Origin of the sequence: Allobosea sp. TAF32, from assembly GCF_052113585.1 — a bacterium.
Classification (GTDB): Bacteria; Pseudomonadota; Alphaproteobacteria; order Rhizobiales; family Beijerinckiaceae; genus Allobosea.
Window position 1 is genome coordinate 41,889 of the sequence record NZ_JBFRDM010000013.1, and the last position, 22,537, is coordinate 64,425.

At 63.2% G+C, this 22,537-nt stretch carries 17 protein-coding genes and 2 pseudogenes; 8 read left to right on the forward strand and 11 right to left on the reverse strand.

Annotation, left to right across the window (positions count from 1 at the left end):
* Positions 1-19: 19 nt before the first annotated feature.
* Both AB4Z16_RS25140 and AB4Z16_RS25145 read right to left on the reverse strand, forming a co-directional pair.
* A complete protein-coding gene (locus tag AB4Z16_RS25140) occupies positions 20-364 on the reverse strand; it encodes a RidA family protein (RefSeq protein WP_441514057.1) in 345 nt (114 codons plus the stop codon).
* Between the two features lie 57 nt (positions 365-421).
* On the reverse strand, positions 422-1,039 hold the full coding sequence (locus AB4Z16_RS25145; RefSeq protein WP_441514058.1) for a helix-turn-helix domain-containing protein: 618 nt from the start codon (positions 1,037-1,039) through the stop codon (positions 422-424).
* Between the two features lie 301 nt (positions 1,040-1,340).
* Between AB4Z16_RS25145 and AB4Z16_RS25150 the strand changes: the two genes are divergently transcribed.
* The 3 genes from AB4Z16_RS25150 to AB4Z16_RS25160 are packed head-to-tail and all read left to right on the forward strand — an operon-like array spanning position 1,341 to position 4,885.
* Entirely contained in the window at positions 1,341-3,017 is a 1,677-nt protein-coding gene (locus AB4Z16_RS25150; protein WP_441514059.1) for a peptide ABC transporter substrate-binding protein, read from the forward strand.
* 30 nt (positions 3,018-3,047) lie between these two features.
* Positions 3,048-4,001 (forward strand): ABC transporter permease, encoded by a 954-nt coding sequence (locus AB4Z16_RS25155; RefSeq protein ID WP_441514060.1) that lies wholly within the window; start codon positions 3,048-3,050, stop codon positions 3,999-4,001.
* On the forward strand, positions 4,001-4,885 hold the full coding sequence (locus tag AB4Z16_RS25160) for an ABC transporter permease (RefSeq protein ID WP_441514061.1): 885 nt from the start codon (positions 4,001-4,003) through the stop codon (positions 4,883-4,885). The genes AB4Z16_RS25155 and AB4Z16_RS25160 overlap by 1 nt, the downstream gene beginning before the upstream one ends.
* Positions 4,886-5,354: 469 nt before the next feature.
* On the opposite strand, the pseudogene htpG reads toward AB4Z16_RS25160, so the two are convergent.
* The 5 genes and pseudogenes from htpG to groES form a co-directional block, all read right to left on the reverse strand.
* A pseudogene (htpG, locus tag AB4Z16_RS25165) lies at positions 5,355-7,245 on the reverse strand (molecular chaperone HtpG).
* A gap of 105 nt (positions 7,246-7,350) precedes the next feature.
* Positions 7,351-7,617, reverse strand: coding sequence for a hypothetical protein (locus tag AB4Z16_RS25170; RefSeq protein WP_441514062.1), 267 nt, complete (start codon positions 7,615-7,617; stop codon positions 7,351-7,353).
* Positions 7,618-7,673: 56 nt separating this feature from the next.
* The gene (locus tag AB4Z16_RS25175) at positions 7,674-7,874 is read right to left on the reverse strand and encodes a hypothetical protein (RefSeq protein ID WP_441514063.1); all 201 of its coding nucleotides are present in this window, start codon (positions 7,872-7,874) and stop codon (positions 7,674-7,676) included.
* 85 nt (positions 7,875-7,959) lie between these two features.
* Entirely contained in the window at positions 7,960-9,585 is a 1,626-nt protein-coding gene (gene groL, locus AB4Z16_RS25180) for a chaperonin GroEL (protein ID WP_441514064.1), read from the reverse strand.
* A 56-nt stretch (positions 9,586-9,641) separates the two neighbouring features.
* Positions 9,642-9,956 carry a co-chaperone GroES gene (gene groES / locus AB4Z16_RS25185; RefSeq protein ID WP_112765056.1) on the reverse strand — a complete coding sequence of 105 codons (315 nt, stop codon included), beginning with the start codon at positions 9,954-9,956 and terminating at the stop codon, positions 9,642-9,644.
* A gap of 262 nt (positions 9,957-10,218) precedes the next feature.
* Between groES and AB4Z16_RS25190 the strand changes: the two genes are divergently transcribed.
* Positions 10,219-10,488, forward strand: a complete 270-nt coding sequence (locus AB4Z16_RS25190) for an usg protein (protein ID WP_441514065.1) — start codon at positions 10,219-10,221, stop codon at positions 10,486-10,488.
* Positions 10,489-10,572: 84 nt separating this feature from the next.
* The gene (locus AB4Z16_RS25195; protein WP_441514066.1) at positions 10,573-10,980 is read left to right on the forward strand and encodes a DUF982 domain-containing protein; all 408 of its coding nucleotides are present in this window, start codon (positions 10,573-10,575) and stop codon (positions 10,978-10,980) included.
* 317 nt (positions 10,981-11,297) lie between these two features.
* Here the strand turns inward: AB4Z16_RS25195 and AB4Z16_RS25200 are convergent.
* Positions 11,298-11,912 (reverse strand): annotated as a pseudogene (locus AB4Z16_RS25200) (transposase); the annotation flags it as partial.
* Between the two features lie 317 nt (positions 11,913-12,229).
* On the opposite strand from AB4Z16_RS25200, the gene AB4Z16_RS25205 reads away from it, so the two are divergent.
* Together AB4Z16_RS25205 and AB4Z16_RS25210 are read left to right on the forward strand one after the other, a co-directional pair.
* Positions 12,230-13,216 (forward strand): GlxA family transcriptional regulator, encoded by a 987-nt coding sequence (locus tag AB4Z16_RS25205; protein WP_441514067.1) that lies wholly within the window; start codon positions 12,230-12,232, stop codon positions 13,214-13,216.
* A 66-nt stretch (positions 13,217-13,282) separates the two neighbouring features.
* Positions 13,283-15,124: a putative bifunctional diguanylate cyclase/phosphodiesterase gene (locus tag AB4Z16_RS25210; protein ID WP_441514068.1), complete on the forward strand. Its 1,842-nt coding sequence runs from the start codon at positions 13,283-13,285 to the stop codon at positions 15,122-15,124.
* A 47-nt stretch (positions 15,125-15,171) separates the two neighbouring features.
* Here the strand turns inward: AB4Z16_RS25210 and AB4Z16_RS25215 are convergent, their stop codons facing one another.
* Positions 15,172-16,125, reverse strand: a complete 954-nt coding sequence (locus tag AB4Z16_RS25215; RefSeq protein WP_441514069.1) for an NAD-dependent epimerase/dehydratase family protein — start codon at positions 16,123-16,125, stop codon at positions 15,172-15,174.
* A gap of 92 nt (positions 16,126-16,217) precedes the next feature.
* On the opposite strand from AB4Z16_RS25215, the gene AB4Z16_RS25220 reads away from it, so the two are divergent.
* Positions 16,218-17,138 (forward strand): LysR family transcriptional regulator, encoded by a 921-nt coding sequence (locus AB4Z16_RS25220; RefSeq protein WP_441514070.1) that lies wholly within the window; start codon positions 16,218-16,220, stop codon positions 17,136-17,138.
* A 185-nt stretch (positions 17,139-17,323) separates the two neighbouring features.
* Here AB4Z16_RS25220 and AB4Z16_RS25225 read toward each other — a convergent pair whose 3' ends face one another.
* Both AB4Z16_RS25225 and AB4Z16_RS25230 read right to left on the reverse strand, forming a co-directional pair.
* Complete coding sequence (locus AB4Z16_RS25225) at positions 17,324-19,384, reverse strand: mechanosensitive ion channel domain-containing protein (RefSeq protein ID WP_441514071.1); 2,061 nt, start codon at positions 19,382-19,384, stop codon at positions 17,324-17,326.
* Between the two features lie 344 nt (positions 19,385-19,728).
* A complete protein-coding gene (locus tag AB4Z16_RS25230) occupies positions 19,729-22,275 on the reverse strand; it encodes an excinuclease ABC subunit UvrA (protein WP_441514072.1) in 2,547 nt (848 codons plus the stop codon).
* Positions 22,276-22,537: the final 262 nt, after the last annotated feature.

Here is a 22,537-nt window from a genome sequence, read left to right on the forward strand (position 1 = left end):
CGGCGAAGGGCTTATGAGCTCAGACGAGCGCCTGAACCTGGATTTCGACGAGGATGTCGTCGGCAGCCAGCTTCGACTCCACCGTGGCGCGAGCCGGGGGCTGCTTGGGGTCGACCCAGGCTTCCCATGCCGCGTTCATTTCATTGAAGGTGCTGACGTCCTTGAGCCAGATGTTGGCGACAACGATGCGCGTTTTGTCGGTGCCGGCCATCGCCAGGTAGTTGTCGATCTGGGCGAGGATGTCGGCGGTCTGTTCCTTGACGCCGCCGCTGCGGTCCTTGGCGGTCAGGCCGGACAGGAAAGCGAACCCGTTCGCAACCAGCACCTTGCTGAGGCGGCCGGTGACTTCGTGACGCGTAATCATGATTCCTCGTGACAGTTTAGAAGAATGGGCAGCCTCACGCGGCCCGACGCTATCGCCCTAAAGGTGCGATTCTCGGATGTTGATGATCCAAATCAGCCTTGCCTCACTGCCCGAGCGGTTGGTGAGGTAGTGTGGGATCGTGCTCGGAAACTGGAAGCTGTCGCCTTCTGCGAGCTGAAAGACTTCTTCTCCCACCGTCAGATCGACGTTGCCCGACGTCACGTAGCCGGCCTTGTCGCCCGGCCCAGTGAGCACATCCATGCTCTGGGCTCCGGGCGGCACAGTGAGGATCATGAAGCGGAGCTGATTGTTGTCGCGGGGCGAAAGCAGTTCTTTGGTGAAATGGCTCCCGCCGACGACGATCTTAGGTCGCTCGCCAGGACGTCGAACATAGGGGTTCTCGCGCGGAGCTTCGGCCTCGCTCTCAAGGAATGACCACAGCGTCACGCCAAGCGCGGCACGAAGCTTCTGCAATGTGCTGATTGAGGGGTTAGTTGCACCGCGCTCGATCTGGCTGATGCTGCCTGCCGAAACCCCAGCCTTCGCCGCCATCTCAAGAATGGTCATGCCACGCTCCGTGCGCAGAGCGCGAAGGCGGCGGCCGATCCTTTGATTTTCCAACTGCTCTTCGGTCTCGGATTCGAGGCTTTCGGCAGTCTGAATGGCATCCGACATGGGGGCTCACGGCTAAGAGTGATCAGAAGACGATATGATGAGGAGTGAACGGGCGCAACCATTATACTGAATTTATGCGACCTAGCGATTAAAGCTGTTTGGTATCATCACTTTAGAAATAATTCGGTCGCCTCACCGCCGCTGCGCCGCCCAGAATATGCTTGACGCCAGGCATCGATGATGAAAATTTTCGTCCAAAGTGAACCAGGTCGACAACGTTTTGGCCACTAGGTTCAGTATTCTGATGCTCGATCATCAGCCGGAAGCGACCGCCGGGCGCTTTGGAAGGGGAGATAAAAATATGACGATCAACCGGGCTGGCTGGCCATTTGACCTCAATCGCCGTGATCTATTCGGGCTTGGCGCCGGAGCACTCGCTGCTGCCACTAGCTTCGGCGCGCAGGCTCAGACTTCAGGCAAGCCCAATCCCCCGCCTCCCGCGAAGCCGAAAGGGGTGGTCGTCGTCGGCCTTTCGCAGGAGCCAGTCGCGTTCAATCCTCTGATGCCTGGCGTGGAAGTCGACGAGGTGGTCTGGACGAGCGTGTTCAACTCGCTCTGGGTCGCAGAGCCGGATGGCAGCCTCAAGCCGGATCTTGCGGTCGAAGTTCCGAGCGAAGCGAATGGCGGCATTGCTGAGGGCGGTCTCGCCTGGACGGTGAAACTACGCAATGACGTAAAGTGGCACGATGGCACGCCGTTTACCGCCGAGGACGTCAAGTACTCGCTCGAACTGATCAACACTCCCGGCTTCAAGGCCCGCACGCGCGTCGGCCACGCCTTCGTGAAGGACATCGTGGTCAAGGGGCCGCACGAGATCGCCTGGCGAATGGAGAAAGCCTACGCGCCATACCTGGCGATGCTCGCCAACACGCACATCGTGCCCAAGCATATTCTCGGGAAGGCAGGGGATCCGAACACGGCGGCGTTCAACAACGCCCCCGTAGGAACCGGCCCTTTTCGCTGGGGCACGCGCCAACCCGGCGACAACATCACGCTCGTCGCAAACGAGAGTTATCACCGCGACGGACCCTATCTCGAAAAGGCCGTACTGAAATACGTACCGGACATGACGGCGCTCTACGCCCAGTTCCGCACCGGTCAGGTCGACCTCGTCATCATCTCGGGCATTCCCGCCAACTTCTACCAGGAGGCGATCAAGCTTCCGGGGCGAAACGTGGCGGTCGCGCCCAGCGGCAACCTCGAAATCATCATGCCGAACCTCGGCAACAAGGCCTTTGCCGAGAAAGCAGTGCGCCAGGCGCTCTATGCTGCGATGGACAAGCAGGCGATCATCGACGCGATCTATTACGGCGTTCCCAAGCCGACAGAGTCCTTCGCGCCGCGGGAGTCCTGGGCGTTCAATCCGAGCCTGCCGACTCAAAAGCGCGACCTCGACAGGGCCAACAAGCTTCTCGATGACGCGGGTTGGAAACGTTCCGGTTCGGGCACGCGAATGAAGAATGGCGTGCCGCTCGAATTCGCCGTCTCGACGACGACGGGCAATCAGCTCCGTGAACAGTGCCAGCAGCTCATGCAGCAGGACTGGCAGCAAATCGGCGCCAAGATGACCATCAACAATATGCCGGCGGCAGTGATCTGGGGCGAGTTCTACGTTCGCTCGAAATTCGAGTCCTTGCTGGTCGGGACGACCTTCCGGACGGGCGTCGATCCCGACCCGGCCTCGCGTTTCGCTTCCGACGCTATCCCGGTTAAGGGCGGCAGCGGCGGCAACTACATGCAGTGGGAGAACGCCGAGGCCGACGCGCTGATGAAGCAAGGGCAGGAAACCTTCGACCAAGAGAAGCGCAAAGCAATCTACCTGAAGCTTCAGGAGATCGTCCGCGAGGAGCTGCCGATCCTGCCGATCTTCCAGTACGCGCCGATCGAGGGCGTCAAGGAAGGCCTCATCGGCTATCGCCCCAACATCAACCAACGCCAGAACGCCTGGAACATGGGCAACTGGTACTGGGCGAAATGACCTAATGAGCAAAGCTGGGAGAGCGGTGTCTTGATCGGATTTCTCATCCGTCGACTGGGCCAATCGCTATTGCTGCTGCTCATCGTCTCGATGATCGGCTTCGCGATCTTGCATCTGGCGCCCGGTGGCCCGCTGTCCCAGTTCGCCGCGGGCGGCGACATGACCCAGGCCGATCTGGACCGGATCGCGGAACAGCTCGGCCTGAACCGGCCGTTGCCGATCCAGTACATCGAGTGGCTCTGGCGCATGCTGAGCGGCGATTGGGGCCGCTCCTATCGCGATCAGCAGCCGGTACTGCACGTCATCACATCGCATCTGGGAGCGACCTTCGAACTGATGCTGACCTCGACGCTGCTCGCCATGGCGATCGGCGCCTGGGTCGGCATCCTCGGGGCGATCAAGCGCTATTCGCTCTTCGACGCGATGGCGACCGTCGGGGCGATGGTCGCCCTCTCGATCCCGACCTTCTGGTTCGGCCTCGTCGTGATCTACGTCTTTTCTGTCGGTCTCGGCTGGCTCCCGGCCGGCAACCGCTACACGGTCGGCGACGGCTCTCTGCTCAACCAGGTGCATCACCTGATCGGGCCCTGCATCGTGCTGGCCCTGGTTTCAACGGCGGTCTGGAGCCGATACATGCGCTCCTCGATGCTGGATGTCGTCAACCAGGACTACATCCGCACGGCTCGTGCTAAAGGCGTTCCCGAGCGTCAGATCCTGGTGCGGCACGCACTCCGGAACGCGTTGCTCCCGATGATCACCATCACCGGTCTGCACGTTCCAACGTTGCTATCAGGCGCCCTGGTGACGGAAACCGTGTTTGCCTGGCCTGGCATGGGGCGCCTTTTCCTCGATTCCATCAGCTATCGCGACTACCCCGTCGTGATGGGCATTCTGATGTTCTCAGCGGTTCTGGTGCTCCTGGGCTCATTGATCGCCGATCTGCTTTACGGGGTCGCTGACCCACGTATTTCCGGGAGCCGGTGATGAGCGGCGCGCCATTCGTGAGCGAGGTTTCGCTCGGCCCGGCCCCGGGTTTCTGGACCAGCCCTGGTTTCCGGCGGTTCCGTCGTCACAAGCTGGCCGTCTTCGGTACCCTCACGATCGTCTTGCTGACGCTCGCCTGCGTGTTCGGTCCCATGCTTCTGCCTTATACGGACACCTTCATCGACATTCGCTCGCGCTTCGCAGTGCCTTTCTCAGGTCCGCACATTCTGGGAACCGACCCGCTCGGTCGCGACATTCTCGCCCGTCTCCTGATGGCAGGCCGCATCTCGCTCGCGGTCGGCTTCTCCGCCATGCTCATCGCAATGTGCATCGGCATTGTCGTCGGAATGGTCGCCGGCTTCTATGAGGGGGCCGTTGGCGCAGTCCTCATGCGCTTCGTCGACGCGATGCTGTGCTTTCCGTCGATCTTCCTGCTGCTGGCGATCTCGGCGCTGGTCTCGCCTTCTGTGCCGTCGATCGTGATCCTGATTGCCATGACATCCTGGATGGAGGTCGCGCGCGTCGTCGAGGCTCAGATCCGATCCCTCAAGACCCGCGAGTTCGCCCAGGCTGCTGTCTCGTTCGGCGCCAGTAGCCGGCGCATCATGCTGCGGGAGTTGCTGCCCAATGCCGTGGCGCCCATCGTCGTTGCAGCCACGCTGAATGTCGCACACGCGATCCTTGCCGAGAGCTATATCTCGTTTCTGGGCTTCGGCATCCAGCCGCCGACTCCGAGTTGGGGTAACATGCTTGAAAGCGCACAGAGCTATCTGACCAGCGCCCCTTGGCTCGCGATCATCCCCGGTGCCGCAATCACGCTCGCGGTGACATCGTTCAATTTTATTGGCGACGGACTACGGGACGCTTTGGATCCGAAACTTTAAGTTCGAACTCGCGCGGCCTGCCGACGCGGCTAACGTCCGCTTTCCAGCGGCAGCCAATGTCAGGAAGCGGCGCAGCGTCGACATGACTTAAGCACGACCCCTCTTCCGATGCTGTCGCGGTGCAACGCCGAAGCGCCTCAGACGTACGGGTCGATGATCGAATCCTCGTCGAGACAATCATCCGTCATTCCTTCCAGGGAAAGACGGACTGCTTCGGTCTCCTCTGCAGGCCAGCATTCGCCGCAGCTGCAGCAAAGACACCACGAGCGAGCAACTGCCACCAATCCTCGCTGGCAACTGCCAATGCCGCTAGGAGCTAGCCAGCACTCAGCGCCAAGAGCCGACTTCAACTCAGCGCCAGGAAGCGGACTATGCACGTGCTAGCAGCGCAGCGGAAAGCTCCCCCGCTCGCCGCGCTGCTAGACCGAAGAAAGTAGGTAGGACCTGTCCGCGCTCATCTCAAATTGCATCATTCAGCCTTTGCCGTGGCTCTCGCGACCACTCTGCCAACCCGTTCGGCGAAACCGCTCGCATCGGCGGGGGGCTCGCCATCGAGCACGCGGGCGGTGTCGAGGAGAAGATGAGCGATGTCAGCGCGCAGGGCACCATCTTCGATAGACGCGACGGCCGAGACCATCGCATGGCGCGGGTTGACCTCGAGTATCGGCTTGGCCGCGCTTTCGACACGGCCCGCGGCGCTGAGCAGGCGTTCGAATTGGCGATCCGGCCCCTTGTCCGACGCAACAAGGCAGACCGCGCTCTCGGTCAATCGGTCTGAGGATCGGACATCCGCGACCTCCTCGGCCAGAATCTCCTTCATCGACGTGAGAAGAGAGGTGATCTTCTCATTCGTTTCTGCGGAAGGAGGCGCCGCGCCGTCGAGCAGCGGGATGAGACCGAGATCGGCGGCACCTTGCGTCACCGACTTGAACGGCTTGCCTTCGAAATCCGGCGCGGCCGACGCCCAGAAGCTGTCGATCGGATCGGAGAGAAGCAGCACCTCGATACCGCGCGCCCGGAAGCCTTCGAGCTGCGGGGAGCTGGCGATCCGGGAGGCATTGTCGCCGGCGATGTAATAGATCGCCGTCTGGTTCTCTTTCAGCGCACCGACATAGTCCTTCAGACTACGCCAGCTTTCACCTGAAGCCGTCGTGCGGAAGCGCGCGAGGCTTAGAATTTGATCCCGGCGAGCGAAATCCTCATAGAGCCCTTCCTTGATGACGAAGCCGAAATTTTCCCAGATCAGCCGGAACGTGTCCGGATCCTGCTCGGCCAGCTTCGCGAGATCGGAGAGGACACGGTTGGTGACGCCCTTTTTGATCGCGCCGAGCAGCGGGCTGTCCTGGATCATCTCGCGGGAGACGTTGAGCGGCAGGTCGGCGGTGTCGACGATGCCGCGTACGAAGCGCAGGTAGCGCGGCAGGAGTTCGGCCTCCTCCGTGATGAAGACGCGCTTCACATAGAGCTTGATCCGCCCCTTGCGGTCGGCGTCGAAGAGGTTAAAGGGGCGCGCACCCGGGACGAAGGCCAGCGCTGTATATTCGTGCAGGCCTTCAGCGCGAAAATGGATCGTAGCGGCCGGCTCGTCATATTGCCCCGCAACGCTGCGGTAGAAATCGGCGTATTCGTCCTTGGTGATCTCGCTCTTGGGCTTGGTCCAAAGCGCGGCCCCGTCGGAGAGGGCGACGGCGTCTGCTCCCGGCTCCGTAATGAGTGAAATCGGGATGGGCACATGGCCGGACTGTTCTTTGACGATGCGCTCCAGCGTCCAGCGCTCGGCATTAGGACTTGGCATCCTCCATCAGGTGAAGCGTCACGCGCGTCCCGCGAGACGGAGCCTCGTCCAGCGCCGCTGGCGCCACCGTGAACTCGCCCTTGCCGTCCGAGGACCAGGTCCAGGCTTCGGCGCTGTCGGCCCGGCGGCTGACGACCTCGACCTTCGCGGCGACCATGAAGGCGGAATAGAAGCCGACGCCGAACTGGCCGATGAGCTGCGCGCCGTCCTTGCCATCGGCGGTCGCGACCCGCTCCATGAAGCTACGCGTGCCGGAACGGGCGATCGTGCCGAGGGCCTCGATCATCTCGTCATGGCTCATGCCGATGCCGTTGTCGGCAATGGTCAGCTTGCCGGCCTCCGGTTCGGCCGAGATGGTGATCGCAAGCTTAGGCTCTTCTCCCAGAAGCTCGGGCTTGCCGATCGCTTCGTAGCGCAGCTTCTCGCAAGCGTCGGCTGCGTTCGAGATCAGCTCGCGCAGGAAAACGTCCCGGTCGGAATAGACCGAATGCACCATCATATGGAGCAGGCGAGAGACGTCGGCTTCGAAGCTGCGATGCTCGGCTGTGGTGGCGGTCGTTGTCATCGGGGTTTCTCGAAGAGACGGGGCGGCAGGGAGTTCCTGGCAGAGAGCGATATCCCGCGGAAACGCGGCAAGCTAGCCGGTCGGGGCGACGATTGGGAGCGGAACTCATCGGCTCCCCGACGCTTGTCGGTTGGAAAGCGTCCTGATCAGAGCAAGTATGGCGTTCAACCGCGCGGTCGCGAACTCGCCCGCGCCGGGCAATTGGGCCTCGACATGGGCGGCGACGGTCTGCCAACTTGCCGATCCATCCCGTGTCATGACGGCCAAGAGGTTATCCTTCAATCCATATGTCGCGCTTTCGGCGTTGGTGATGAGAGCCTTGAAGTGGTCGGAAGGGGCGATGTCCTTAGGTTGCTGCGGGCCGTCGGTCATGTCGGATGCCAGATGCGATTGAGACGAATGCAGGGGCTTTCCCGGGGGGCTCTCGACTAGGCTTTCTCGCGAAACCGATCGATCGCACGCTCTGCGAGATCATCCTCGTCGAGCGCCAGAGGAACCAGCGAAGCAACGATATATGCGAGGTTGTTTCGCTCGTGTTCGCGAGAGCCTTCCGGAAGCGACGGCTTGAGTTCGGCCCATGCCTTTTCGAGTGCGGCCTCGGCACGGGCCAGATCGACGGGATCGGTCAACGTTGAAAAGGGCATGGCTTTGCCTCGGCGTGCCGGGAGATCGCGGCGCTGGAAGAGGGCGCCGCCGAAGCGGCGCCCTCCATGCTCAATAGTCCATGCCACCGGCGGGCATGGCCGGCGCCGGATCCTTCTTCGGCGCCTCGGCGTTCATCGCCTCGGTGGTGATCAGCAAGCCCGCGACCGATGCCGCATCCTGGATCGCCGTGCGCACGACCTTGGTCGGGTCGATGATGCCGGCTTTGACCAGATCGCCATACTCGCCGGTCTGGGCATCGTAGCCCCAGGCGTAATCCGTAGACTCCAGCAGCTTGCCGACCACGACCGCGCCATCCCCGCCGGCATTCTCGACGATCTGGCGGGCCGGGGCAGTGATCGCCTTGCGGACGATCTCGATGCCGGTCTTCTGGTCTTCATTGCTGGGCACGACACCTTCGAGCGCCTTGACCGCGCGCAGGAGCGCGACGCCGCCGCCGGGCAGAATGCCTTCTTCCACCGCAGCGCGGGTCGCGTTCAGGGCATCGTCGACGCGATCCTTCTTCTCCTTGACCTCGACCTCGGTCGCGCCGCCGACGCGGATCACCGCGACGCCGCCGGCGAGCTTGGCCAGACGCTCCTGCAGCTTTTCGCGGTCGTAGTCCGAGGTGGTATCCTCGATCTGGGCCTTGATCTGGGCTACGCGGGCGTCGATCTCGACCTTCGCACCGGCCCCGTCAACGATGGTCGTGTTCTCCTTCTCGATGCGGACCTTCTTGGCCCGGCCGAGCATGTCGAGTGTGACGGTCTCCAGCTTGATGCCGAGATCCTCGCTGATCGCGGTGCCGCCGGTCAGGATCGCGATGTCCTCCAGCATGGCCTTGCGGCGGTCGCCGAAACCCGGAGCCTTGACGGCAGCGATCTTGAGGCCGCCGCGGAGCTTGTTGACGACGAGCGTGGCCAGGGCCTCGCCCTCGACATCCTCCGCCACGATCAGCAGCGGCTTGCCAGTCTGCACCACCGCTTCCAGTAGCGGCAGCATCGTCTGGAGTCCCGAGAGCTTCTTCTCGTGGATCAGGATGTAGGGGTCTTCCAGTTCCGCGACCATCTTCTCCGTGTTGGTCACGAAGTAAGGCGAGAGATAGCCGCGATCGAACTGCATGCCTTCGACGACGTCGAGCTCGGTCTCGGCTGTCTTGGCTTCCTCGACGGTGATGACACCCTCGCTGCCGACCTTCTTCATCGCCTCGGCGATCATCTCGCCGATCGTCCGGTCGCCATTGGCGGAGATGGTACCGACCTGCGCGACCTCCTCCGAACCGGTGATGGTCTTCGAGTGCTCGCCGAGCGACTTCGTAATCGCTTCGACGGCTAAATCGATGCCGCGCTTCAGGTCCATCGGATTGATGCCGGCGGCCACCGCCTTGGCGCCTTCGCGAACGATCGCCTGGGCGAGCACGGTCGCCGTCGTCGTGCCGTCGCCAGCCGCGTCGTTCTGCTTCGATGCCACCTCGCGGACCATCTGGGCGCCCATGTTTTCGAACTTGTCGGAAAGCTCGATCTCCTTGGCGACGGTGACGCCGTCCTTTGTGATCCGAGGCGCCCCGAACGACTTCTCGATCACGACGTTGCGGCCCTTGGGACCCAGCGTGACCTTCACGGCATTCGCCAGCGTGTCGACGCCGCGCAGCATCCGCTCGCGCGCGTCCTGCGAAAACTTCACGTCCTTCGCAGCCATGATTCCTCACTCCTTCAGACTTGAGGTTTCAGGTTGATGATGGGGATGAGGCCCCGTCAGGCGGCCTTCTTGAGGGCGGCAGTCGTCTCGACGACGCCCATGATGTCGGATTCCTTCATGATCAGAAGGTCCTGGCCATCGATCTTGACCTCGGTGCCGCTCCATTTGCCGAAGAGCACGCGGTCGCCGACCTTGACGTCGGGCGGCACGAGCTTGCCGGTCTCGTCGCGTGCGCCGGCGCCGACGGCGACGACCTCGCCCTCCTGCGGCTTCTCCTTGGCGGTGTCGGGGATGATGATCCCGCCCTTGGTCTTCTCCTCGGCGTCGATGCGCTTCACGACGACGCGGTCATGCAGTGGCCGAAACTTCATGAGTTCCTCCGGTTTCCATGTCGGTCACATGTCAAAGCGGGTCGGCCCTGTTCGGGTCTCGCGGCGAGGTTCCGCGCGCCCCTGAGGCGCCGTGCCCGCGCGATGATTTGGGTTGCCCGATTTTTGCCTTCAAGAGGCCGGCAGCACTTTTTTTGATTGAGTGCTAATAGGCTGAAAAGGCAGCGCAAACGCAACTTTTTGGCTTGCCAAGGCGTTGGAAACGCGCTGCCATCGGGACAGTGAAACCTGGGAGCTGAAAGGAATGGTTTCGACAGACTTCGCCCGCCAGATCGCCGGCTACGGATTGACCACCGCCGGGATCCTATACCGCTTGCCCGACCACCCTTCGATCCTGCAGGAGTACATCTGGCAGGACTACGACCTCGCCCCGCGCTTCCCCGAGCTCAACAAGTTCCTCGCCTTCTGGCAGACCAAGCTCGACGGCAAGCTGTTCCGCATCACCGTCGCGCACAAGGACCTGATCGGCCCGGCCGACCTCAGTGCGGTCAGCGGCGAATTCCGGCTCCAGTAGCGACGAGTTGCGCTTCGTCCCGATCGATCGCTGCAAGGGCTTGATCTGAGCAAAACCCTCACCAGAATCAGGGAGCCGCCGATCATGACAATCGGCTCGATGCGGGCGGCAATCAACCAAACCGGATCCATGTTGCTTCCAGGAGGATATGGCTATGGCAACCTTGGCAATCGCTCCTCGTTCGGGGAGGACTGCATGATGACATCAGACGACTTCGAGAGGCCGGTCGTGATCCTGACCGGGCTCGGGTATCCGGCGGCAATCGCCTCTGCGATGGAGGCCTACATGTTCCTGGCCGACTTGCCGATCAGCAGGCGAGATGCGGTCCACGGCTTTGCGCTGAAGGCTTGCCTGGCGGCGATCCGCGGCGAGATTGAACCGGATACGGCGCGCGGCTTGTTCGCGTCATGGGCGGAAAAGCACGAGCTTCTCGCGCCAGACGTCGCCGCATTCGCCGGCAGCCGGAGGGAAGGCTCGCGCGGCCACGCCTGATTAAGGGCTCGACCTCGCTTTAGCGAGGCCGGGCTCTTCGTAAGCTGGGTCTCCGCAGGCGCCCGCCGGTTTGTGTACGCCATGCGCCGATACCGTTCTCTAACGGGTCAAGGTCTGGCAGCTTTGTCATGAGCGGTTGATGCCGTTGGGTGCCTGCGTTCTCTGCGTACTCTTTGGCACTCGATGAGGTCAGCTGGGCGCAAATTGGCTTAGTTGAAAGCGCAGTCGGCCGACATTGGGCAGCGGCATGCTACGGAATCGGCGCCATCATCTGCTCCCTCCCTCGGACGTCGCTCCTTGGGAGCTCGTAGCGACTTAGCCTCGACATCGACGATGACGGCATGGTCGAGATCGATCAGATAGTTGGTGCATAGGCGAACCGTCCATTGCGCCGGCGGATCGGAGCGCGGAACTTCGGCCTGGCCCCGTTGGCCGCTCCCCAGGCGGCCTCATCGAGCGTGCCGAGATACTCGCGTACCGAGCGGCGCGACCGGGCGAGATCGTCCCAGTCAACAGGCTGGGAAGCCTCGGCCGAGCCTTGCTTGTTCGTGTCGGCTCGGATCAGCCCTTCCGCGATGCAGCGCGGGACGGTCTTCTCGAACAGCTCGTTTAGGAGATCGTTCTCACGAAAGCGGCCATGCCGGTTCTTCGAGAAAGTTCGAGTGGTCGGGAACATCGCCCTCCAGCCCAAGTCGCCAAAACCAGCGATAGGCCAGGTTCAGATGGACCTCGTCACAGAGCCGACGCTCCGAGCGGATCCCGAAGCAGTGCCGATGAGCAGCATCCGGATCATCGGCTCGGGATCGACCGAAGGCCGGCCCATCTCGCTGTAGAACGGGCGCAGATGCGCGCGAATCTCCGAAAGTTCGACGAAGCGATCGATAGCGCGCACCCAATGCTCACGCGGCGTAAAACAGAGCTTCTTGCGCCACCCGCCGCTCGCCCCTCGTCGCGCCGCCCTCCGTTAGGACGACTGAATCAGGATTTCACAGCGGCAGCAAAGCCACCATTCCAAGTTTGCCGAAAGCGACAATTCCTGAGACGATGACAGCATGACGGCAAGAGGATGATCACCTGCGTACGTGAGGGTCAATCGCGGGGGGGCCTCTGATTTTCTTGAGCAGCCCCGCTTAGCCGGAATTGGCCGGCGCCATCGCAGCCTGCGTCAGAAGCCACCACGTAGACCGACTGGCTGCTGCGGGCTGGCATATCGCCATATCCCAGTCAGCGCTTCTCGAGGAATATCCACGTGCGGGTCATCATCTTCGCGCCTTCCGACGTTCACTCGCTGGAACTCGCGGGCTTGATGGACGTGTTTGCCGAAGCGAACGCGCGTGTTGCCGAAGGTTTCTACGAGGTCGGTATCGTTGCGGAAGAAAACCGCCCGCTCCGCTGCGGGTCGGGACTGAGAGTTTTGCCGGACTCAGACTACCTTATGTGTCCGAAGGATCCCGACACCCTTCTTGTGGCTGGAAGCGTGGGCATACCCAATGCCCCCGGCAAGGGCATGATCGACTGGCTCTCACGCGCAGCCCCGCAGACGCGACGTTACGGCTCGGTCTGCACGGGAGCTTTCCTGCTTGGTGACGCAGGACTTCTCGGCGGACGCCACGTCGCAACGCACTGGCAGTATGCGCCTCTCCTCGCCCAACGCTTCCCAGAAGCGAAGGTGGACGGAGACCGGGTCTTCATCCGGGATGGCCCCATGGTCACGTCCGCCGGATCGAGCGCGGCGATCGATCTCGGCCTTTCGCTCGTCGAAGAGGATCTTGGCCGGGACGTTGCGCTTTATGTCGCCCGCCGTCTGGTTGTGTTTCTGAAGAGGCCGGGGGATCAGTCTCAATTCAGCATGCATCTGGCGGCGCAAGGTGTCGACCGCAGTCGCCTCTACAAGGTCCAGCAGTATATCCTGAACCACCCGGCTGCTGATCTGTCCGTCAACGCCTTGGCGAAGATCGCGGCAATGAGCCCGCGCAACTTCACGCGGGTCTTCACCCAGGAAGTGGGAACCTCGCCGGCCGAGTATGTCGATCTCACACGGATCGATGTCGCGCGCTTTCTGCTCGAAGGCAGCCGATTATCGATCGATTCTATCGCCGCGAAATGCGGTTTCGGCTCGGCGCGGGCGATGCGTCGCGCCTTTCTTGCGCATCTCGGAGCGATGCCCTCGGACTACCGCGATCGGTTCCGGACATCTGGAGACGGGTCAAGACCCACTATGTCCGAAATCGGCTGACGGTTGTCTCGAAACCGCCGTGCCCGCGGATTGCCCGGCTACGGGCAACAGCGCCATTGCTTGGGTATGAAGGAGTTCAAGGGACTGAAGCCGTTGGAGTTCATGAAGTTCGCGCCGGGACCCTGCGCTGGGAATGGGGATCTCGGCTCGGACGCGCTGCTCCGCTCGATTCTGCCGCCGCTCGTCGAGGAATTCTCCGACGGTGTGGCGATCGCCCGGGTTTCCGGGGGGAACGGACCGCTTCTCTACGTCAACCGGGCCTTCGAACGTCTAACGGGGTATGCGCGTCTCGAAGTGCTCGGGAAGGATTGCCGGTATCTACAGGGCAATGAACGCCATCAACCGGAAGTCGCCCGCATCGGAGAGGCCATCAGGGCCACCGAACCGGTGGACGTCACGCTTCGCAATCATCGTAAAGACGGGTCGGTCTTCTGGAACAACCTCAGCCTTAGACCTTTCACCGTCGGTGGCGAACTGCTCTACCTTGGTATTCTTCGCGACGTGTCGGCGACGCGCCAGACAGAGATCGCCCTCGATCGCGCTGCAAACCTCGACGTTGCAACAGGCTGCCTCAACCGTCAGTCGTTCATCGTTAGCGTAGAAAGGCACTTCGCGACATGTGCCGGCCCAGTGCTGTTCGTGAAGTGCGACATCATCGGCTTCCACGACATCAACGCCGGGTACGGCTATGACGTCGGGGACGCCCTGCTGATGGAAACCGGCCGCCGGCTGCGCGGGACCGGGGCTGCTCTGGTCGCTCGGATCGGCGCCAACGAATTCGTCCTCGCCTTCGAACTGACCGATGAGGCCAGCGGGCCACCGATCGTGGCCGAGGTTTGGGCCGCTCTCGCCCCCGATTTTGTGATCCCTGGGGCACATGTTTCCCTGCGTTTCGCCATCGGCTATGCGCTCGGCCAACCCGACGGCAACTTGATCACCTTGATCCGGAATGCCGGCGCAGCGCTGCACGCGGCAAAGGCAGCTCCGCTGAGCGGGCCTCGCCGGTTTCAGCACGCCGATGAAGAGGAGGCGCGCAATCGGGTCCGAATGACCCGCGAGTTGAGAGCCTCTCTCGCAAAAGATGAGTTCATCCATCACTTCCAGCCCCAGGTCGATCTCGCGACAGGCCAATACGTAGGTGCGGAAGCCTTGATAAGGTGGAATCATCCCCTGTTTGGTATCGTCCCGCCAGGCCGATTCATCGAAGCGGCGGAGCGCAGCGGCGTGTTGCTCGACCTCGGCGAACGTGGGCTTGCCGCCGTTGCCGCCTTTGCGCGCAGGATCAACGAACACCGGGATAAACCGCTGCGCTTTTCCGTGAATGTGTCCGCGACCGAGTTTTTGCATCGCGACATGGCGGAAGTTGTCGACCGTGTTTTACGACAGTCCGGCGTCCGGCCGGACTTGCTGACACTCGAAATCACCGAAAGTATGTTTCTCAATGACACGCCCGGCGTGCTGGAGACGTTCCGCCGGCTGCGGAATCTCGGCGTCGGCCTCTCCGTCGATGATTTCGGGACCGGATATTCCAACCTTCGGTCCCTTGAGGCGTTTCCTGTGACCGAGATCAAGATCGACCGGAGCTTTGTCGGAGGCCTGACCGCCAGCCCTTCGAAGACGGTCATCGTCCGGGCCATCATTGACTTGGGGCGCGCCCTTGGACTCACCGTCGTAGCGGAGGGCGTAGAGACGGAAGCTCAGCGAGTGCTGTTGAAGGGCATGGGCTGTCCAATCGGCCAGGGCTTTTTATTCGGTCGCCCTGAGGGCGGCGAAGGTTTTGCCGCGAACCTGCGTCGGGAATCTCCCGACGACTCGACACATCGCGCAATGAGCGATGGCTCCTTTCGAGCCAAGACATCATTCGGCTCTCTGGGCACCCTTCATTCCCCACGCGGCGACAAATCCTGACGGAGCGCGCCAGGAGTAGACGTTGGCATGCTGCCCGAAACCGGACGTCAGCGCGGACCAGCCAATGCCTCCGAAAGGCAGCCTACAGCCACCAGTGTTGTGCGAAGAGCGTCTTCAAGTGGCGTGTGCGGCTCGGGGCCGATCGTCTCGATGAGGCTCTGGTTGTCGAGGCGCACGCCGTGTGTCCAGAAGGGGCGCATCTCGAACAGTTCGCGCATCGTGACATCGAACAGGCCCGCGATGGGAAGCACTGGCCACGGGAAGGGCCAGATCCGCGCCGAAGTCCTCCCTGCTGCGCGAAGTACCGCCCGAGCGAAGGAGCGGCCGTCGGCATCCCAGTACCCCGCGAAGTGGTAACGCGCGAAGGGCGGCAGCATGTCCTGCCGATGGAGAAGCCGCGCGAAGGTCTCCGCAACGTCCGGCAGATAGGCCCAGGCATGCCCGGCACCGCGGCGCGAGGGTGTCATCACGCGATTGACCGGCTTGCCGGGCTGGATCATCCCCTGCGAGAGCCAACTGTTGCCGGGTCGAGGTCCGAAGAAGTCGCCAGCGCGCAGAATGAGCGCTCGCAGCCCGGGCGTCCTCCGCATCCGTTCCTCCATCTCGCGCCGGATCGCACCCTTGCGGGTCTGGGGCCGCTGCGGCGCATCCGGATAGGCGACCGGCATTTCGGCCGGATCATAGTTGTAGATCGTGCCCGGCAGGGCCAGCCGCGCGCCGTTGGCGAGGGCGGCGGCGATGCTGTTGTCGAGCATCGGCATGACCAACTTGTCCCAGTCACGATAGCCGGGCGGGTTTACGGCATGCACGATGGCCTCGACACCCTCGGCGGCCGCGAGAACGGTGGCCGGATCCAGCGCGTCGCCGACCCGCCAGTCGATCCCGTCGCCCTGACGGGGCGTGCGGCTGAGGCCGCGCGCTTCCCAACCGTGGGCGATCAGGGCCCGGGCCGTCTCGCCGCCGATCCCACCGCTTGCGCCGAGTACCAAAACCTTCCGCATGGGTCATCTCCCTTCGAGTTCCGGGAGAGAGATGCGCAGTCTGAGGTCGGAAGGAAATTGCCGAACTTTGACGGTCAGCCTATCATAGTTTGATGAGCTGGGATGACGTGCAAGCCTTTCTCGCCGTGTTTCGAGAAGGCAGTTTGACGGGGGGAGCCCGAGCGCTCGCGCTCGCTCAACCGACTGTACGACACAGGATCGAGGCGTTGGAGCGCCAGGTCGGCACGGCACTTTTCACCCGAACTCCTACAGGCCTGACGCCAACGGAGACCGCTTTGACGCTGTTTGGCCATGCTGAGGCGATGAGCTATGCAGCAGAAGCCCTGCTGCGCACCGCATCCGGCTCAGCCCGTGAGATAGCCGGCGTGGTGCGAGTCTCCGCCAGTGAGGTGATCGCGATTGAGGTGCTGCCACCTATCGTCGCCCGGTTGCGCGTGGCCTATCCGGAGCTGGTCATCGCGTTAAGCCCGAGTAACCGCAACGAGGACGTGCTGCGGCGAGAGGCCGACATCGCCGTGCGGATGGCGCCGCCGGCGCAGGACGGCCTGGTCGCCCGTCGCATTGGGGCCATCGCGATCGGCTTGCACGCTCACCGCGACTATCTGGACCGGACCGGATGGCCACGCGACCTCGCCGATGTGATCGCGACCGGCCTGATCGGGCTTGAGCATGACGATGCCATCTTGAAAGCATTACGTGCTGCGGGCTCGCCGCTCGCGATGGCTAGAACCGTCTTTCGCAGTGACAATCATCTGGCGCATCTCGCAGCGATCCGGGCGGGCGTCGGCTACGGCTTGTGCCAGGTATCGCTCGCGGCACGGGATGGTGCTCTCGTTCGCCTATTCCCTGACGACGCCAACTTCGACCTGGAGACCTGGATTGTCACGCACGAGGACCTTCGCTCAATCCCACGGATCAGCGCCGTGATGGAAGCAATACGGGATGGGTTGAGACACTACATCCGCGGCGGTGAGCTGGCGGCGTGCGTGTCGTCACGACCGACGTGCCCGTAACCATATGTCTCGAACGTTGAAATGGCCCACGACCGCCCGCTTTCACCATGAAGCAACCGAGCCGCCGGATTGGGCGGCGTGCGCAGATCGGGCGAAATTGCCTTGCCGCTGGCTGGGGCGCTGCCTGCGTCGCGCCGCGGCCGGATACGTACTGAGCTTCTCGGGCGCCTCCAGCCGCACCAAGATCAGTCTCTATCGACGACCGTTGAGCCAGACTCAGATCGCGGCATCGTGCCAAAGCCCTGCGTCGTAGCTGCCACTGCTCCGGCGGCGGCATCCGCATGACCCGTTGCGCCATGCACCACCACCGAGTGCGACGCAAAGGCGATGCCGCGCTCGCCGAACACTTTTACGATCCTCTTCAAGGCCTCTCGCTGGATCACGGTTGGTTTTCCCGGCCGAACCGTGAATTTGAAGCGCACCACAAGAGCCGCCTCCTGAATGTCGACGACACCCTGCATCTTGAGCGGTTCGAGGAATTCGGGCGCGAACTCCGGATCGGCCAGCAGCTCTTCGCCGATCTTCTTGACGGTCTTGCGCACCACCTCGGGATCGACATCGCGTGCCAGGCGCAAATTGAATTTGACCATCAGCCAGTCGCGGCTGCTGTTCGTCACGGAGCCGAGCTGGCCGAAGGGAACCGTATGCACCTGGCCGTGCTGGTGGCGGAGGCGGACGGATCGAAGTGAGATGCTCTCCACCGTCCCCTTGAGTTGTCCGGCCTGGATGTATTCGCCGATACGGAAGGCGTCATCCGCCATGTAGAATAGGCCGGAAATGATATCGCGCACGAGTGATTGGGCGCCGAAACTGAGCGCAAGCCCAAAAATGCCTGCGCCTGCGAGGAGCGGGGCGATGTTGACCCCGAGCTCTCCGAGGGCGACCAAAATCCCCGTTCCGAGCACAAGGAAGGTGATCCCCCACTGGAGCAGCGGTATGACTGTCAGGAGCCGCGAACCAGGCTGGAACTCGTTTTCCTCGCCGGGCACATAGCGGGTGACGGTCACGAATTTTGCGCGGATCCAGGTGCTAATCAGGGCCGACAGAGCATAAGCGACGATGATCGCCGCGGCCGCCCTGGCAATGCTCTCATTGATCTCGTTCCAGCGCTGCTCTCCGAGCCAGGCCGAAAAGTCCATGGCGAGAAATCGCGCGACGATCAGAACCACGACCAACGCCACGGCCAGACGCACGATCGCAACGAGTGCTCGCGCCAAGCGCCACGGCAGGGGCGCACTCGCACGGTCGCATTCGTGGGCATCGCAGTAGGCCAGCAGGAGCCTAACAACGATGAGCGCTCCGACGAGGATGCCGCCGATCGAGATCGCTGCGAAGTAGAATGGAAAATCGAGGGATAGAACGCCGTAGACCCAGGCGATCCAGGCGATGCCGATCGCGGCGCCGAAGCCGATCTCGCGTCCGGGCAGACGCATCGGAGCCTCGGCGTGGAAGCGGCGCGCCGCGGTCCACATCAACGTGGCAACGATGGTTCCGACCGTTACACCCGAAGCCTGTCCGGCCGGCCAGCTCATTCCGGCTTCAAGCAGCAGCGGGATGCCCGTTACGAAGCTGACAGCCAGAAGCAGCGAGGCTGTCAGAAATGGCATGGCACGCCGGACCTGGGCATTGCTCGCCGAAATGAGGCGCAGCGGCGGCTCGCCGGGGCGAAGCAACATCCGAACCGCCGTCATGACGATTCTGAATCGGAGCACGATGTCGACGAGGGCGATGCCCAGCCGGGCCATGAGTGTGTCGTCGCCCAGTGCGAGCTCGGCCAGGATGGCCGCCGCAAGCATCATCAAGACCAGGTCACCGACATCGAATGCGAAAGCGGACAGGAGCCGGGTCGGTCTCGAAGCGCTCATGCGCGCCCTCGGGCGCGAGGTTGCCAGGCGCATGGCATGCGGAAGCAACAACAGAAGCGCCACGATGAATGCGGCACGCCAAAGAACGGCCGGATGGCCGGTCGTCAATATGCGAGCGGCTGCGTCCCTGGCTTCCCCGGGAATGCGCGGAACCGCGGCCAGGATCGGCCAGAACAGATCTCGGATGGCCGTGAGGCCTTGCGCCAGATAGCTGACGAGGCTTCGCTGCATCGGCATGCCGGAGGGATATGCGTCCACGTCTGCCCGCGCTGCATTCAGCCAGCCGCTGGCGGCGGCGCAAGCTGCTGTGCCGGACATCGCAGGACAATGCCGCCTGATGTTCGGGGGCGTTCGTGCGCATATCTGCGATCGCTCGGACATGAGCCAGCCTGCCACGGTTACTCCGCCCCACCGCGCAGACCGGCTCGCGCCGGTAACCGGGTCCGAATTTGTCGAACGAACGGATCGCATTATCTGCCCATCCAGCGGTCGTTAAAGCGGCCACTTGCAGGTTATGGAAAGGTTCGAGGTTGAGCGCCGTGAGCAAGTCGCCGCAATGATGGTGTGCAATCAGCGGTTCAGAGCGTGAAGATGTCGCCGTCGCGGGCGAAGAAGCACTCCTGGAGCGTCGGCCCTCGAAGAGCGGGCATTCAACGCCATCACACCGACGGGATCCGGTTGATCGCCTCGGCGGCTGAGATCGTAAGCTGTGTCGGTGCTGCTGCTCAAGTGGCCGTGGCGACCGCGTCTCCGCTGAGCGCGTGATCGAGATAAGGCGCGGTGCGACTCGTCCTGCATGCGGCAACCGTCGTCGGTGGGCCGCTGACGACGATCCGGCCGCCCTCGTCGCCGGCGCCGGGGCCGATGTCGATCACCCAGTCGCTCGCCGCCGCGACCTTCATATCGTGATCGACCATGACGACGCTGTTGCCGGCATCGACCAGGGCGTGGAGCTGGCCGAGCAGGCGCTCGACATCGGTCGGGTGCAGGCCGGTCGTCGGCTCGTCAAGCACATAGAGCGCGCCGCCGCGCTGGGCGCGCTGCAGTTCGGTGGCGAGCTTCACGCGTTGCGCCTCGCCGCCCGAAAACTCGGTCGCGGGCTGTCCGAGGCGGAGATAGTTGAGCCCGACCTCGCGAAGCACCTTCAGCGACCGGCAGACATGGGGCGCGTCGCCGAAGAATTCCCAGGCTCCTTCGACGGTCAGCGCGAGCACCTCTGCGATCGTCTTGCCGCGATAGCGGATCTCAAGCGTCTTGGGGTTGTAGCGGGTGCCGTGACATGTCGGACAGGGGGCGTAGACGCTCGGCAGGAAGAGCAATTCGACCATCACGAAACCTTCTCCCTCGCAGCGCGGGCAGCGGCCCTTGGCGACATTGAACGAGAAGCGGCCTGAATCGTAGCGGCGTTTCCTGGCTTCGGGGGTCGCCGCGAACAAAGCACGGACATGGTCGAAAAGGCCGGTATAGGTCGCGAGGTTGGAGCGCGGGGTGCGGCCAATCGGCTTCTGGTCGACCTCAATCAGCCGCCTGATTCCTTCGAGCCCGCCGAGGATGCGGCCCTCCGTTGCGCCGGCGGGGCGGTCCTCGAGCGCGGCTTCGGCATCCGTCTCCTCTTCGGCCGCGACCGGGGCGCCGAGGGCACCGGCGACTAGCTCGACCAGCGCCTGGCTGACCAAGCTCGATTTCCCCGAGCCAGAGATTCCAGTGACAGTAGTCATCACGCCGAGCGGGATCGCGCAGTCAACCTGCTTGAGATTGTTGCGCGAGACCCCCTCCAGTCGCAGCCACCCGGCGGGCTCGCGCCTTGGGCTCGGCATTCCGCTGTCTTCGCGGAACAGATGCCGCCCCGTCTCCGACGCCGCGACCTCGCGCAGTCCCTCGATCGGGCCGCTGTAGAGTATCTCGCCGCCATGATCGCCGGCGGCGGGGCCGACATCGACGATCCAGTCGGCGCGGCGGACGACGTCCATCTCATGCTCGACCACGAACAGCGAATTGCCGACCGCCTTGAGCGCGTCAAGCGCCCGAAGCAGCGCCTCGGTATCGGCGGGATGGAGCCCGGCGGACGGCTCGTCCATGACATAGAGGACGCCGAACAGGTTGGAGACGACCTGGGTGGCAAGCCGCAGCCGCTGCAACTCGCCAGGTGACAGGGTCGGCGTGCCACGTTCCAGCGTCAGATAGCCGAGACCGAGGTCGAGCAGCACCGCCAGCCGGCGGCACAGATCGCCGGCGATGCGCTCGACGACCAAGGCCTTCTCCGGATGGGTCTTGCGCAGCGCTTTTAGCTTGGCGGCTTTCGCTTCGGCATAGGACGCGAAGATCTTCGAAAACCGGGCCATTGGCAGACGGCTCATCTCGGCGAGGTCAAGGCCCTCGAAGCGGACCGACAGTGCTTCCCGGCGCAGCCTCTTGCCGTCGCAGACCGGGCAAAGTCGAGCGATCATGAAGCGCGCGGCGCGCGCCTTCATCATCGCGCTTTGCGTCGTCGCATAGCTGTGGGTGACATGGCGCTTCGCGCTCGAGAAGGTGCCCATATAAGCGGGCTCGACCTCCTGCCGGATCGCGCGCTGGATCTGATTATGGTCCCAGCCGGGATAGACCGGGACCTGGGGCTGCTCCTCGGTGAACAGGATCCAGTTGCGCACCTTCTTCGGCAGGTCCCGCCACGGCGTGTCGACATCGATGCCGAGGCTGATCAGGATGTCGCGCAGATTCTGGCCGCCCCACGCCGTCGGCCAGGCGGCGACGGCGCGCTCGCGGATCGTCTTGGAAGGATCGGGCACCATCGAGGCCTCGGTGACCTCGTGGATCCGGCCGAGGCCGTGGCAACGCGGGCAGGCGCCCTCGGGCGTGTTGGGTGAGAAGGATTCAGCGTCGAGATGGGCTTGGCCCGGCGGATAGTCGCCGGCGCGCGAGTAGAGCATGCGCAGCAGGTTCGAGAGGGTGGTCACGCTGCCGACCGACGAGCGGGTTGTTGGGGATCCGCGCTGCTGCTGCAGCGCCACCGCCGGCGGCAGGCCCTCGATCTCGTCGACCTCGGGCACCTCCATCTGGTGAAACAGGCGACGCGCATAGGGCGACACCGATTCCAGATAGCGGCGCTGCGCCTCGGCATAGAGGGTGGAGAAAGCGAGCGACGACTTGCCCGATCCCGACACCCCGGTGAAAACGACCAAGGCGTCGCGCGGAATGTCGACGTCGACGTTCTTGAGATTGTGCTCGCGCGCGCCGCGAACGCGGACGAAGCCGGAGGCCTTGATGTCTCGCATGCGAACCTCCTCGACCCCGGACACTCACGAATAGCCGCCCGTCGGCATCGCGCTTATGCCTGCTCGAGACGAGGATGCGTCATAGCCACCAACATTGGAACGCGACGCGGTTCGGAGCCAAGCGGGAATACTCTCCCTATGGGGCGAGTTCAGCTTCCGTCAGCCGCGGCGAGCCCGCGCCCGAATTGTCTTCGGCGCTCGATACTGGACGCCTGCGGCATCATGAGCAACGATGGCTTTCCGCCGATGCCAACATGACCGA